This is a genomic window from Bacteroides sp. GM023 (assembly GCF_014750685.1).
Taxonomy (GTDB): domain Bacteria; phylum Bacteroidota; class Bacteroidia; order Bacteroidales; family Bacteroidaceae; genus Bacteroides.
Genome location: NZ_JAAXGE010000010.1, coordinates 98,555 through 114,791 on the forward strand (window position 1 = coordinate 98,555; position 16,237 = coordinate 114,791).

A 16,237-nucleotide genomic window follows, 5' to 3' on the forward strand; every position below is an offset into this window, starting at 1 on the left:
TCTATTCGGTATTAAGTTTGTTGACGGTGCAAAAATACGAAAGGCAACCTCTTCGGCTGCCTTTCTTTTGTCTCAAATGTTTTCACATTTGTGTAATTCTACTGTCAACACCCGCTCACAGGCTTAATTGGACGGTTCGTCGTCATATTCTTCTTCAAGCACATCGACTTTTTGGATGCTCATCTTTCCATCGGCGGTGATGGTGATAGAAAGCGGCATATAGAGATCCGTCTGCGGATAACACACGCTTGCGGCATACACTATTCCCTGCGGAGTAGTCTTATCATATACGATTCCTTCCAAAACGGAATTAGACAGGAATTTGGCATCTACTACAGATGAAAAATCATTCTTGGTGAATGTCTTATCAAACACCTTTTCATTGCCGCGGGTCAGTCGCAACACTATTTTATTATCGATATAGGTATCTCCCATTTCATTGGTGACATGAGGCAGGCTTTCGTCCGGAGTACGTGATACCATGGAATGATAGTCTTTTCCTTTAAACTTAAAGTCCGTTTCGCTTTTAGAAGTCTGCATGCGTTGTAAGCCGCGGGCATCCACACTATCCATTGTTGCCAGCGTCGATTCATTATTTGAAGTTCCTTTTTTACCGCCACATGCAGTCACAGCCACTGCCAATGGCAACAAAAGCAAATAAATTAGTTTTCTCATACGTAAGTTTTCTGTTTATAAATAGGTAACAAAGGAACAAAAAGAGCGGGATATTTACAAGTGTAACCGACATTTTTTCCTACATTTGCGGAATAAATCTTGCAAACCTGATACCATGTACCGACGAATTAGAGCAATTCTTTTACTCATTTACATATGCTGCATCCCTAGTGGTGTATATGGGCAAAAAGTGAATTATCAGCAATTCGATAATATATATCTTGGCGCCGAGGCTTCAGTTATCAGTTGTTTTCTGCAAGATAGCGAGGGGCTGATATGGATCGGTTCAAACAAAGGATTATTCAGTTACGACGGTTATTCCACCCAACAGCATTTCACGTACGGCGAGCGTAACAACACACGCATTTACTGCGGTATTATCGCAGATAATACCCATCTGTATCTGGGAACAGATAACGGAATACTTGTTTACAACTACCGTACGGACAAATACGAACAACCGGAGACGGATTTTCCCACCGACGTCCGCACGATGGCACTTCAAGGGGATACGTTATGGATAGGTTCATTAAACGGACTCTATACTTATCAACTAAAAGACCGCAAACTGACCTGTTTTGATAGCAAGCATAGTGGTTTGTCCCATAATACAATCTATTCCATCATCCATACGAAAGAGAATCAGATTTATGTAGGTACTTATAATGGTTTATGCCGTTACCAACCGGAAAGCGGGAAATTTGAAAGTATTTTCCTGCCTGTCACCCGAGGAATAAGTAATTTGTTTGTCAACTCCTTACTGGAAGATACCACCCGGCAGTGTATTTGGATTGGCATGGAAGGTTATCTGTTCCAATACACCCCTGCAACGGGAAAAATGAATGCGATAGAAGTTTTCCATAATAATTCTATCAAATCACTGGCATTGGACGGTGACGGAAATTTATTAGCAGGTACAGATAACGGGCTTTATGTATATCAGAATGACAAGGAGCCTTTGCAGCATATCATCCATGATTCGCGTAATATCCAGTCATTGACAAACAATATTGTCTGGAATATCTTTTCCGATCAGGAACATAATATTTGGCTGGGAACCGACTATGGAATTTCCTTGTCACGCTATAACAGTGCCCTGCAATTCGTTCCTATCTCTCAAATTACGGGCACGGGAGACGGGAATCAATTCTACTCATTGTTCCGGGATTCAAAAGGATTTTATTGGTTTGGCGGTACGAACGGGCTGCTCCGTTTTGTTCATCCTGCCGGAACCAAACACGAAGCCGCCTGGTACAGGATGGGAGATAAAACACATCCTTTGTCCCATAATCGCATCCGTCATATTTACGAAGATAAAGAACAGCAATTATGGATAGCTACGGATGGCAGTATCAACCGCTATGACTATGCAACACAGCAGTTTATACACTATAATATTATCGACAGCACGGGGACTTACAATACAAACTGGGCTTATTACATCTTCGAAGACAATTCCGGACATCTATGGATTGCCACTTGTTTAGGCGGAATCTTTGTAGTAGACAAGCATAAATTGATGCAATCTAACGGCGAACAATATGTAGCCGAACAAAATTACTCCATTCACAACGGACTTTCGGGTATGTTTATCAATCAGATTATGCCTGATAAGGAAGGGAATGTATGGGTATTGCTGTACAACAGTAAAGGATTGGATAAAATCAACCCGCGCACACAGCAAGTCACCAAGCTCTTTGCCGACGAGTTAAGTGGAGAAATGAGTCCGAATTATCTGCTATGTGATGCAGACGGAATGATTTGGGTAGGGTTTCACGGGGGAGTGATGCGCATTAATCCTAAAGATTCCAGTCATCAAGGTTTCTCTTTCGGAAGTTTCAATAATAATGAAATTCTGTCCATGACATCGGTAAAAGATCATATTTGGATTTCCACCACCAACGGACTTTGGATTATCGACCGGAAAACAATGGATGCGCGCCAGCAAAATATGACGGACAAGCGTTTTACCAGTTTACTGTTCGATTCAGTGGACGGAAATGTTTATTTGGGTGGTGCCGACGGTTTTGCCATCTCCCATCCGGAGATACAGAGCATAAACCATACTGAGCGTCCTATTCTTCTGACGGCTCTGTACATCAACAATCAGTTGATGAATCCGCGTACTACAGATATTCCCAATATTCGCTATACAAATGCCATCGAACTAAAGTACGACCAAAATAATCTGGCTTTCGAATTGTCAGATCTCCCCTATTCTCTCGAGGAAAAGAATAAGTTCGTTTATCGGTTGGAAGGCATGGATAAGGAATGGAACTTTCTGAAATCCAATACAAACCGCATCACTTATAGCAACTTGAGTTATGGAGATTATCAGCTATTTATCAGTAAAGTAGAAAAGAGCGGATTCCCCTCTGAGCATCCTTATATATTGGACATAAAGATTCTGCCACCCTGGTATTATACGTTTTGGGCGAAAATGCTCTATTGCCTTTTGCTTATGAGCCTCGTTGCGTGGACTATCAACTTTTTCCGGGTTAAAAACCGGTTGAAAATGGAACGCCTGGAAAAAGAGAAGATTTTGGAACAGTCACGTCAGAAAATGGCGTTCTTTACCAATCTGTCCAATGAGTTGAAGACACCTCTCAGCCGGATTATCGCTCCTGTCAGCCAACTGTTGCCTGCCACGGAAGCTGTACACGAAAAGCAGACACTGGAAGAGGTACAGCGCAATGCCATGAAGATAAATTCATTGATTCATCAAGTGCTTAACTTCAACCGGATAGAGGACAATGCGGATTCGTTGCTAATTCTGTCGCGCATCGAGTTGGTATCTTTCAGCCGCAGCCTGTTCTCCGTTTATGAAGAAAATCCCCGGCTCACTTTCCATTTTGAAGCGAACAAAGCCAAAATTTACGCGGATATGGATGCTATCAAATTGGGTGTGATACTGTATAATCTACTCTCAAATGCCGTAAAGTTTACCCCGGATGGCGGAAGTGTGCGGCTTTCTCTTTTCTATTCGCAGGAAACCGGGCAACTGGATATTTGCGTATCGGATACCGGAACCGGAATCCCGCAGCAGGATATTCCCTATATCTTCCAGCGTTTCTATCAATCTCCCCGTTCGGGGCATAAGGAAGGTACGGGTATCGGGCTTTATCTAGTGAAAACGTATACGGAACTGCATGGAGGACACATCAACGGAGTCACTTCCGAAGAGAACCAAGGCACAAGTGTAGGATTAAGCATCCCTGTCACTGCCATCGAAGAGGAGGAAATTCCGGCTAGCCAAACGAAGAAATCGCTGGAATCATTGCCTGTACTCAAACCTATCGAGGCAGAATCACAGGATGAGAAATTCCTGTCGAATATTATCCGCCTGATTGAAGACCATCTCTCCGATGCAGACTTGAACGTAAATGCCCTATGCGAGTTGTCCGGCTTCAGCAACAAACAGATTTACCGGAAGGTTAAACAACTGACCGGAATGTCGCCGGTAGAATATATCAAATCCATCCGGATGAAAAAGGCAGCGATGCTGCTGCAACAAAAGAAATTTACCGTTGCCGAAGTGATGTATATGGTAGGTTTTTCCAATCACTCTTATTTCTCCAAATGTTTCCAGTCAGAGTTCGGAAAGACACCGAAACAATATATGCAGCCTGCCGTTGAAGGAGATTAGCGAAGTGCCTGTACATATTATTTCCCTATTATTTCCTTGTTTATTAGCAGAATAACCGTACCTTTGTTTGTATAATAATGAATGACCAGAAATATGGAAACTACCGACCGTTATATAAGGTTTGATTGGGCAATCAAGCGCCTGCTACGCCAAAAAGCTAATTTTGGCGTACTCGAAGGATTCCTCACCGTTTTGCTGGGTGAGGAAGTTAAAATCGTCGAGTTACTTGAAAGTGAAGGCAACCAACTGACAGCTAATGACAAGTTTAACCGGGTGGATATTAAAGCTAAAAACAGCAAGGGGGAAATCATCATTATTGAAGTACAGAATACCCGCGAGTTGGATTATCTCGAACGCATTTTATACGGGGTGGCTAAAGCAATCACCGAACATATGTCTTTGGGAGAACGATATTATGAAGTGAAAAAAATCTATTCCATCAGTATTCTCTATTTCGACATCGGTAGCGGCAGTGACTATCTGTATCATGGGCAAAATTCATTTGTAGGTGTCCATACTGGAGATTACCTGAAGGTCAGCAGCAAAGAGAAGGATGCCATCGTCCCCAGGCTTCCGTCTGAAATCTACCCTGAATATTTCCTTATCCGAGTGAATGAATTTAACAAGGTAGCAGTTACTCCGCTGGAAGAGTGGATAGAATATCTGAAAACCGGTTGCATACGTCCCGACACCAAAGCGCCAGGATTGGAAGAAGCGCGTAAAAAGCTAATCTATTATAACATGACGCCCGAAGAACGTCGTGCATACGATGAGCACTTAAGTGCCATGATGATACAAAACGATGTATTGGATACAGCTAAACTGGAAGGGTTAATAGAAGGAAGACAGGAAGGATTGATAGAAGGCGAGAAAAGAAAACAGTCAGCAATAGCCTGTAATTTGAAGAAAATGGGACTTTCCGTTGAAATGATTACTGAAGCTACCGGATTGTCTCCCGAAGAAATAGAAAAACTTTAGATTCCACTTCCGTATAAAGCATACAAACTCACTTTTATCCTACATTCTATAAGATAAAAGTGAGTTTTGCTATCTGCTCCCTATTCATTCTCATCTATCCACTTCCTCAACATTACAGTTTGGTTATGGTAATAGGCGCATAAATGATTGATTAGCCGATGAGATTGTGATAAAGACACCACTACCGACATTAACTCCGAAGTCAAGCCCAATGCCTTTTGACGGGTACCTACATCTTGAACATGAATAAAATAAAGGGAAAAAGCCCGGTGAAGCACCGGAATGTAACGTTCCCACGGAAGTTCCAGACTAGCTAATAATGTTTTCGATTCTTCCAACCGGCGAAGCAGATAATGGGGCAAATCATCTCCCGGATGCATATTCTGCCGGAAAGAAGTAAGCATTTCTTTTGCATAACGTTCGAAATAAATCCGCAAGGCTTCCATTTCTTCCGCTTGAATTGTTTCGGGGGCCTTTGTTTCGGGAGACTTTGATTCAAGAATCATTGATTCATTAGAACTTGATTTTGCAGATTCGCCAATGATAGTAGCTACCGGATTGGCATCAGAGTACACTGTGTTATCAGTATCCATAATAAAAGGTATTGTATAGGCGAAAAAAAAAGCGGTTCCGCCTGACCCGTTACCTGACACTCATACAAACAGTCTAAGCCGGAGGCACATTAATGCTCTCCACGGGGGACAGAACCGCATATCACAAACAGTAGCAGGCATAAGAATGCCCGCTACTGTTGTTGAAGCAGGTTCATTGTTTGTATGATATATAAGTCAGGTTCTGCAAAGATACTATCTTTTTTTGAACAATCGCAACGAAAAAGGAGAGAAAATGACTATCTGCATATAAGTTTAAACTTGACATTCTTAATCATAATTCATGCGAATCAGTAGTTGAATGAGAGTAAAAAGGTACCGTAATGAATCATAAGTTCCACCGGTTTCACCTTATAGTTGAAACACCGATGGATAAGGTGAAAGCGGGTGAAAGCAATGGCTAAATTCAGGTGAAAACTACTATATTCGCTTTCACCTTGTTTTCTTAAAATATCCCTTGAGCTAAAACGAATATGGTTATAGCTAATCCGGATATGATTATAGCTAATCGAAATATGCTAATAGCAAATCCGCTGTCAGGTGTTAATAGCATGAACATCAGGTATTAACAGCTTGGACATCAGGTGCTAATAGTTTGGTTATCAAGTATTAATACTTGAATCATTGGAGCTATATACCCTGTATATTGGAGCTATATATCCATCATGCTGAATCTATATGTACAACACGATGGGGCTATATGTCCAACAACCGGTATAAATAAATTCAATAGGTGAAAGCGATTACGGAGGATTTCACCTTATTTATTCACTCGGTTTCACCCGCTTTCACCTTATTCATCGGTGTTTCAACCATAAGGTGAAATTGGTGGAACCTATGATTCAAAAGTTCGTGTTACTTATGCGAATCAATAGGTAAAAAACAAACTATTATTCATTTCCGTACAAGAATGAATGATAGTTTGTTTTCAACTACCGATTGGCACAATTCATAAACCTACATTCTTCCGGTCAACTAAAGTCAAGGCTCTACATGGGTGAAAGAGGTAACCTGTAAAAGTACATATTAGCCTATTTTATAGCTCAATTCCCGATAAAAAGGGCTTTTCGTCCTATTTTTATCCTTATATGTCCAATCTGTGCTTTCACTGGACTGGCTAATAATTTACCTTTGTCGCTATCAATAAACCGATAAATTTGATAGCATGAAAAGATTGTTAATCCTTACTTTCATTAGTTTATTATTCTCCTTTGTCAATGCACAGGCGAAATCAACTTCTACACCTATTATATATATAGATGGAAACGGAGTGATGCGTTGGAGTGATACCCGGCAGGAGGCTTCTTTCTTCGGAGTGAACTACACGCTACCTTTTGCCCATGCTTACCGTGCCTTGGGTTATTTGGGACTGGATCGCAAAGCTGCCATAGATAATGATGTATATCATATCGCCCGTTTGGGGCTGAACGCTTATCGTATTCATTTATGGGACGTCGAACTGACGGACGGGGAAGGGAATCTCCTTGAAAACGAGCATCTTGACCTGATGGATTATCTGATTGCCAAACTCAAGGAACGGAATATCCATATTGTTGTCACTGCACAGACTAACTTTGGGAATGGTTACCCGGAAAGGAATATACCCACCGGTGGCTTCTCCTATAAATATGATAAATGCGATATGCACTCCAACCCGGAAGCTATCGCCGCACAGGAAACGTATCTTCACGACCTGGTGAAACACGTCAATCCTTACACCGGACTGGCTTACAAAGATGATCCATCTATTGTGGGATTCGAAATCAATAACGAACCTTGCCACTCCGGTACGAAAGAAGAGGTTAAGGCATATATCAACCGGATGCTGAAAGCAATCCATAAGACAGGAAACCGCAAACCTGTATTCTATAATGTGAGTCACAACGAATATGTAGTAGACGTTTATTATGAGACTGCCATTCAGGGAACTACCTATCAATGGTATCCCATCGGACTGGTATCCGGGCAGACCCAACAAGGCAATTTTCTTCCGTCTATTGACAGCTACGATATTTCTTTTGCCGATAAAGTGAAAGGATTCAATAAAAAAGCACGCATGATTTATGAGTTCGACCCGGCGGACATTATGTATTCCTATATGTATCCGGCGATGGCACGCACTTTCCGCACAGCAGGTTTTCAATGGATTACGCAGTTTGCCTATGACCCGATGGATATTGCGTCTACCAATACGGAATATCAGACTCATTTTCTGAATCTTGCTTATACGCCTCATAAGGCTATCAGTATGAAAATTGCTGCCGAAGCGGCATATAGTTTGAAAAGAGGAGAATCTTATGGTAGTTATCCGCAGGATACTTTGTTTGGAGATGGATTTCGTGTCAGCTATACGGAAGATTTGAGCGAGCTGAATAATGGAAAGAAATACTATTATTCAAACAATACCCATACCCGGCCTAAAGATGCTTCACAACTCGTATCCATTGCCGGTTGCGGCAGTTCTCCCGTCGTTAGTTATGAGGGAACCGGTGCATATTTTGTTGATTGCCTGGAGCCAGGAGTGTGGAGATTGGAAGTGATGCCGGACGCTGTGGTAGTCAGCGACCCGTTTGCCAAACCGTCACTGGATAAAGAAGTGGTTACCATTGCTTATGGAGCTTGGGATATGAGTATACAGATTCCCGATCTGGGTAAAGAGTTTGCGTTTACCGCTATCAATCAAGGGAATCTGCGGACGGAAGAAGTGGCAGATGGAAAGATTCGCTCTCTTCGTCCGGGTGTTTACCTGTTGAAACGGAAGAACTGTACGCCGACGCGGAACTGGAAGGCGGATTCGCAATGGAATTTCATACGTATCGGTGAATATGCCGCTCCTGCCCCACGTATAACGGATTTTAAAGTAGTTCATACGCCGGAAGCAGTCACTGAAGCTGATAAGGCGCTGACTATCAGCGCACAGGTGGCAGGAAATGTTTTCCCGGATTCTGTCATCATCTATACGGATAAGATTTCCTTTTGGAATGAACATAATCCGTATATAAAAATGAAACGTACAAGCGGCTATACATATCAGGCTACTATTCCTGCCGCAGAAATAAAGGAAGGTTGTTTCAGGTATAACATCATCGTCTGCCGGGGCGACAGCACCCGTACTTATCCCGCTGGAATTTCCAGTTGCGGAAATCCATCATCGGGAACAAAAGGAAATCCATTGGATTGGAATTATACTTCCGATTCATACTGGACAACCCGTGTTGTCGCCCCAGGTAGTGCGATACAGTTATTGGCTGTGACAGATACGCATAGCGGAGTAGAAGCATATACACTTCCCGAATGGAATGAGTTGCAACGTACCTTGCTCGATTTTTCTCCGATAGAGAAACCATTGCTCCGATTTACATTTACCTCCAAAGGAGAAAAACCACAGCATATTCTACGGAAATCCGTTAAAGAGGAAATAGAAGGAAGAAAAGATAAATTGAAAAGCTGTACCACTCTCTGTATTCGTGTGAACAGCCACAAGATGCTCTCCGAGAATTTCAGTGCCGGATTCATTACTTCAGACGGATATACATACAAAGGCATTTGTACCGCTCCGTCACCGGAAGGCATCATACGAATCCCATTCAAAGACTTACGTCAGACGGATACAGCATTGCTTCCGATAGCCTATCCGACATTTTTAAAACAGTATTTTCATCCGGAAACGGAAATTCCTTTCCAACCGGAAAAAATTGAAAAGCTGGAGTTATCGGTATCAGGAAAAGATAAGACAAAAACAACGATAGAAATTGGGGAAATCTGGTTGGAATAAGAGAGTCATCCGTTTCTCGGTGTCGAAGGCATCGTTCCTCGGTGAGGAACACCCTGTTTCTCGGTGAGGAACGATGCCTTCCTCGGTGCCGAACTGAAACCATCCCCAGGATATCTGCGAGGGGGCATGGAAATCAAATAAGGGAAAAAGTGCTTTTAAAGACAAAGAAGTAAAAAATAACAATAAATCAATATCAATAACACAGTAATTATGAACAGTAACATCTTAAATCTACGCCATCTGACTGTACTACTTATGTTATGTACAGCCTTTTTAGGAGGCACGATTCCTGCCTTCGCCCAACAGGCAGGCAGAAAAATCACCGGACAGGTGATTGATGAGAATAAAGAACCGATGATCGGGGTTAGTATCCTTATTGTAGGTACTTCCACCGGAACGGTGACCGATTTTGACGGTAACTATACATTGAATGTACCACAGGGAAGCAAAGAATTGCAATTCTCTTACGTGGGATACGAGACAAAGATTGTGCCTGTTCCTTCAAGCGGCACCACGCTGAATGTTCAGTTGAAAAGTGATTCACAAGTATTGAGTGACGTTGTTGTCATCGGATACGGAACGCAGCGCAAAAGTGACTTGACAGGTTCGGTTACGAATGTCAGCAGCAAGGACTTTAATATGGGACTTGTCAGTTCACCCGAGCAACTGATTAACGGTAAAATCTCCGGTGTACAAATCATGTCCAACAGTGGTTCTCCTACCGCAGGAAGTACGATCCGTGTCCGTGGTGGCGCATCACTGAATGCCAGCAACGATCCCTTGATCGTACTGGACGGAGTTCCTTTGGAACAGGGTGGTATCAGCGGCAATGACGGCAATTTCCTAAGCCTCATCAACCCGAACGATATTGAAAGCATGACGATTCTGAAGGATGCTTCTTCGACTGCTATCTACGGTTCGCGTGCATCCAATGGTGTTATTCTTATCACGACCAAGAAAGGAAGTTCGGATAAGTTGCAAATCACATTCAGTACTACGAACTCTATACAGACACGCACCAAACTGGCGGATATGTTGAGTTACAATCAGTTTGTCAACACTATCCAATCACAGGGAAGTGCAGCACAACAGGCTTTGTTAGGAAATGTCCGCACAGACTGGAATGATGAGATTTATCAGAATGCTTTCGGTACGGACAATAACCTGAGTGTTTCCGGAAAGATTGCCAAGAACTGGCCGTTCCGTGTATCAGTGGGATATTATAATCAAAGCGGTCTGTTACGTACCGATAACGCGGAACGTTATACGGGAAGTATCATGCTGACTCCTTCTTTCTTCAAAGACCATTTGAAATTGAGCATCAATGCCAAAGGTTCTATCAATAATAATACGTTTGGCAATACAGATGCCATTTGGGCAGCTTCTACCATGAATCCGACTATACCTGTTTATTCAGGGCTGGATACTTTCGGCGGATACACGGAAGCAATAGATAATACGGGTGCTCCTGCCAACGGTGCTGTCATGAATCCGGTCGGTCTTATCAAAATGAACGATTCACAGAGTAACGTGAGACGTTTTATTGGTAATATTGATGCAGATTACCGGGTACACTTCTTCCCCGATCTGAAACTGCACGCAACATTGGGTTATGACTATGCGCAAGGTAAAGGAAGTGTATATGTTCCGGCAGAAGCTGCACAGAATTATACTACTTCCGGCTTGGATTACAGTTACGGTCCGCAGAAAAAAGAAAACCGCCTGTTGACTTTGTATGCCAATTATAACAAGTTGGTTGAATCTATCAAAAGTAGTTTCGATGTAACAGCCGGTTATGATTATCAATATTGGAAATCTACAACTCCGCTTTATAGCGAGATGAATACGTTGGGAGAAATACAGAAGACTTCAAAAGCTACTGACGAACGCCATGTGTTACTCTCCTATTACGGACGTCTGAATTATTCGTTCGACTCACGCTATATGTTGACAACAACCATTCGCCGGGATGCCACCTCACGTTTTGCCAAGAATGTGCGCTGGGGTACTTTCCCTTCAGTGGCTTTGGGATGGAGAGTGACAGAGGAGTCTTTCTTGAAAAACAACAAGGTATTGAGCAATTTAAAAATCCGCGCAAGTTACGGTGTGACCGGACAACAGGATGGTATCGGCAACTATAATTACCTGCCTATCTATACCGGTAGCCAAAATGGTGCGGAAGCCAGTATGGGCAATGAATATATCCATACGTATCGTCCGAGTTCTTACGTTCCCGACTTGAAATGGGAAACAACGACTTCCTGGAACGTCGGATTTGACTTCGGTTTCCTGAAAGACCGGATTACCGGTAGCTTCGACTACTATACCCGCCAAACAAAGGACTTGATAGCAACCGTTCCCGCCGCAGCAGGTACTACATTCGACCGTAATATTACGACTAATGTAGGAAATGTAGACAGCCGGGGTATTGAGTTCAGCCTGAACGCTACGCCTATACAGACTAAGGACTGGAACTGGGATGTCAGCTTCAACATGACATGGCAGAAGATGAAAGTGAAGAATCTGGCTTTATCTGCCGGAACCGTTGCTACAAATACTTCTGTAGGCCCGTATATTGATAGTTATCAGGTACAGACGTTGAGTGAAGGCTATGCTCCTTATATGTTTTATGTTTATCATCAGCTATATGATGAGAAAACAGGCAAACCCGTAGAAGGCGCTTATCTCGATGTGGATGGAGACGGAGAAATTAACTCGAACGACTTATATCGCCACCACTCTCCCGCCCCGGATTATATTCTTGGTTTCAGCACTTCACTGCGTTGGAAGAAATGGACACTCAGTACAAGCCTGCGTGCCAATATCGGCAACTATGTTTACAACGCCATGGCTATGAATTCAGGAGCGTGGGAAACGGTGAGCTACAACTCTTATCAGTTGAACAATATGTCTGCCAGTTATTTGAAAACCGGATTCCAGACTCGTCAATACTTGTCTGACTACTACGTAGAGAATGCTTCTTTCCTCAAAATGGACAACTTGTCATTGAACTATAACTTCGGTCGGATCTGTAAAGGATGCAGCCTGAACGTTAGTGCTATGGTTCAGAATGTATTCTGCATCACCAAGTATAGCGGTGTAGATCCCGAGGTTCCCAATGGCGTAGACAATTCCTTCTACCCACGTCCCCGTACATTCTCACTCAATGTAGGTTTCAACTTCTAATTACTTAAAAACAAGAGAATCATGAAAAAGATATTATATACAGCCTTCTATTTTTGCAGCACATTGCTGCTGGGCTCCTGCATAGGCGACTTAGACCAATATCCGCATGAAGACGAAACATCTTCTACGATTTATACGAGTGCCGCAAACTATAAAGCCGTTTTAGGAAAGATATATGCCGCAATGGTGACTACCGGTCAGGAAAAAGGCGGTGCTCCGGATTTAAGCAGTAACAGCGGCCAGGATTATATGCGTTGCTTCTTCAATCTGCAGGAATGCGGAACGGATGAGGTAGCTTCTACCTGGTTGTCGGGGGATAATGTAAGCGGTTTAACCTATTTGAGTTGGGACGCCAACGACCCTTGGGTATCGGATATGTACTATCGTATTTATTATAACATAGCATTGTGCAATGAGTTTCTTCGGAACGCTACCGATGAAAAGTTAGCCGAATTTAATGAACAGGATCAAATGGAAATTCGTCACTATCGTGCCGAAGCCCGCTTCATGCGTGCCTTGTTCTATTATCATGCAATGGATTTGTTCCGCAACATCCCGTTCGTTACAGAGAATGATCCCACTGTCGGCTATCTGCCTCCACGATATACGGCAGCACAGATTTTCAGCTATATTGAATCTGAACTAAATGCTATACCAAGTGATATGCTTAGTAGAACCGACTGTCCGTATGGACGCGCTTCACAGGGAGCTGCTTATACATTGCTTGCCAAACTTTATTTGAATGCGGAGGTATATATCAATACTCCTAAATATACAGAATGTATCAGTGCCTGTCAACAAGCTATCGCACAAGGATATTCACTGGAAGATGATTACAGCAAACTGTTTAATGCGGATAATGACAAACGTACTGCCAACGAAATCATTTTCACCTTACCGGTGGACGCTACGCATACCGTGTCATGGGGTTCTTCGACTTACATTGTCTGCGGTGCCGTCAGCAATACTTCCGACAAGCAGATTCCTGAAGATTATGGTGTAAAAAGCGGTTGGGGAATGTTCCGTGTACGTGGAAATATTCCAGAGTTATTCAGCGGTGATGATGACAAACGCTATATGTTCTTCACGGACGGACAGACGCAAGATGTAGAAGTGATAGACGATCAATCAAACGGATATTTTGTTACGAAATGGACAAACCTGACTGATGGCGGAGCAACAGCGTCAAATACGGCGGATGGCGGTGTAAACACGGATTATCCGTTGTTCCGCCTGGCAGATGTATACTTGATGATGGCGGAAGCCGTAGTACGTGGTGGAACAGGTAGTGACAGAGGAACCGTATTGGGATATATTAACGAACTTCAGCAACGTGCTTATGGTGATAACTCACACAATAAAGCGGATGCAGACCTGACACAAGACTTTATTCTGAAAGAACGTGCCCGCGAACTTTACTGGGAAGGACATCGTCGTACAGACCTGATCCGTTTCGGAATGTTTACCACCGACAAATATCTGTGGCAATGGAAAGGTGGCGAGAAAGGTGGTATAGCCGTGAATAGCAAATACAATATCTATCCGATACCGGCTACCGAACTGACAGCTAATCCGAACTTATACAATGAAAATTATTAATCATCCTCTAATACAAACGATATATGAAAACAATTAATAGTCTGTTCCTTTCATTGGCAGCCCTCTTCATACTGGTTGCCTGTGAGGATGATACAGATAAGTATTATCTGTCGAGCCTGACAGAGAATGAATTGATAGCCTCTTCCGATGCCGTGGTATTGACTGAAGCGACTGCCAAACTTTACGCTTTGTCATTTGCATGGACGGATCGTACATTACAAGTGAGCGACCCAAATTCCAAAGCACCCAATGTATTGAAAACAATAATGCAGGTATCATTAACAGAAGATTTTTCAGGAACTGTTGTTGAATCCACCGAAACCAGCTTATCAAAATCTTACACGGGTGCAGCCCTTAATATTGTAGCAAACTCACTTGGAGTAGCTCCCGAAGTAGCTACCGCTTTCTATTTCCGCCTAAAAGGAACAACAGGAAATAATATTGCCCCAGCTTACAGCAATGTGGAAAAAGTTACTATCACATCTTATGAATTGGATATGAGATTCGGAAATATCCTTGACAAAGATGCACAAGATATGGGTATAGATTTATTTTCGGCCAACTCTAATGGAATTTATACCGGATTTATCGGAGCAACCAGTTGGATGAATTTCCTCTTTCAGGAAGCAGACGGAACTATCTGGCGTACAGCTAACTCCAACGACGTCGGCAGTGCCTTTATTCTTACTTCTGAAGGTACATGGACTTTATGGTTCCCCAATCCGGCAGGATGTTACTTTGTAAATTTCGATACGAAGGCAAAACAATGGACTGCCTTATTACTCCCATCGCTTACAGTAGACGGCATAGATGATGGTATCACAATGAACTATGATCGTTCTGCCAATCAATGGCAGGGTACATTTACGGCTACAGAAGCAGGGAATGTCGCAATCCGAATCAGCGGGACAGGCAAACAGTATGACCATACTACTATCGACAGTAATAATTCAATCAGTGACGATCTCGCTAAAGATACTCCATTTGCTTTTAATGGAAATGCCGACGGACTCACCTTTGGAACAACAGCCAGTGATATTACAATAAATGTTCCACAAGCAGGTGATTATACACTGACTATAGATTTAAGTAACCCGCAACAATGGGCAGCAACAATAACAACAGGCGGAAGCCCTGAACCGACTTATCCGGAATACCTGGAAATGCAAGGTTCGAGTTCCTGGTGGGGTAATCTGTATGCCAAACTGGAAGCTGACAAAACAGCAGGAACTTACCGCACTGTGTTCCAAACGACAAGCAATGAAAACTTCAAAATAGTAGAACCGGCAAGCGGTACTTGGTATGGCTGCGATCCTAATGATTTATACAAACTCTCCGCAGCAGACGGAAACTATGATATTTGGTTCGAAAGCGAAGAGAAAAAGAGTTATATGATAAATGTGGATTATGCCAACTTAACATGGGCTCCAACAGAAATCAAGCAAATCAATGTTTACGGAGATCTTAATAATTGGGATCTAACAAAAGACCTAATGACCTATGATGCTGCAACGGGGATATGGAGTGCAACTTGCGAAATCAACACTATCGGATATGGATTCTACTTCCTGTTGAACTGTGATCCCGATAACCTTAATTGGGATTCGACATTGAAAGGAACTCTTGAGGATGGCTTATACCTGACTAACGGAGACGGTTCCGGTAATATCATCCCGGCGGAAACCGGAACATACCTTATCAAACTCGATATGAGTAAGATGACATTTACCATGGAAAAACAATGATAATTATATCAATACAGCAAAT

The 16,237-nt window shown here is 42.7% G+C and carries 8 protein-coding genes; 6 read left to right on the plus strand and 2 right to left on the minus strand.

Going from position 1 to position 16,237, the window contains the following annotated elements; all coding sequences use genetic code 11:
- Window positions 1–123 precede the first annotated feature (123 nt).
- Entirely contained in the window at window positions 124–675 is a 552-nt protein-coding gene (locus tag HC965_RS20705; RefSeq protein WP_191033238.1) for a DUF4738 domain-containing protein, read from the minus strand.
- A gap of 115 nt (window positions 676–790) precedes the next feature.
- Between HC965_RS20705 and HC965_RS20710 the strand changes: the two genes are divergently transcribed.
- Both HC965_RS20710 and HC965_RS20715 read left to right on the plus strand, forming a co-directional pair.
- On the plus strand, window positions 791–4,321 hold the full coding sequence (locus HC965_RS20710; protein WP_191033239.1) for a two-component regulator propeller domain-containing protein: 3,531 nt from the start codon (window positions 791–793) through the stop codon (window positions 4,319–4,321).
- A 93-nt stretch (window positions 4,322–4,414) separates the two neighbouring features.
- The gene (locus HC965_RS20715; protein ID WP_191033240.1) at window positions 4,415–5,299 is read left to right on the plus strand and encodes a PD-(D/E)XK nuclease family transposase; all 885 of its coding nucleotides are present in this window, start codon (window positions 4,415–4,417) and stop codon (window positions 5,297–5,299) included.
- Window positions 5,300–5,379: 80 nt separating this feature from the next.
- Here HC965_RS20715 and HC965_RS20720 read toward each other — a convergent pair whose 3' ends face one another.
- Entirely contained in the window at window positions 5,380–5,892 is a 513-nt protein-coding gene (locus HC965_RS20720) for a hypothetical protein (RefSeq protein ID WP_191033241.1), read from the minus strand.
- 1,183 nt (window positions 5,893–7,075) lie between these two features.
- On the opposite strand from HC965_RS20720, the gene HC965_RS20725 reads away from it, so the two are divergent.
- From HC965_RS20725 to HC965_RS20740, 4 genes are all read left to right on the plus strand, one after another.
- Window positions 7,076–9,685 carry a cellulase family glycosylhydrolase gene (locus HC965_RS20725; protein WP_191033242.1) on the plus strand — a complete coding sequence of 870 codons (2,610 nt, stop codon included), beginning with the start codon at window positions 7,076–7,078 and terminating at the stop codon, window positions 9,683–9,685.
- 210 nt (window positions 9,686–9,895) lie between these two features.
- Complete coding sequence (locus HC965_RS20730; protein WP_191033243.1) at window positions 9,896–12,871, plus strand: TonB-dependent receptor; 2,976 nt, start codon at window positions 9,896–9,898, stop codon at window positions 12,869–12,871.
- Between the two features lie 21 nt (window positions 12,872–12,892).
- On the plus strand, window positions 12,893–14,470 hold the full coding sequence (locus tag HC965_RS20735) for a RagB/SusD family nutrient uptake outer membrane protein (protein ID WP_191033244.1): 1,578 nt from the start codon (window positions 12,893–12,895) through the stop codon (window positions 14,468–14,470).
- A gap of 23 nt (window positions 14,471–14,493) precedes the next feature.
- Window positions 14,494–16,215 (plus strand): DUF5114 domain-containing protein, encoded by a 1,722-nt coding sequence (locus tag HC965_RS20740; RefSeq protein WP_191033245.1) that lies wholly within the window; start codon window positions 14,494–14,496, stop codon window positions 16,213–16,215.
- Window positions 16,216–16,237 lie beyond the last annotated feature (22 nt).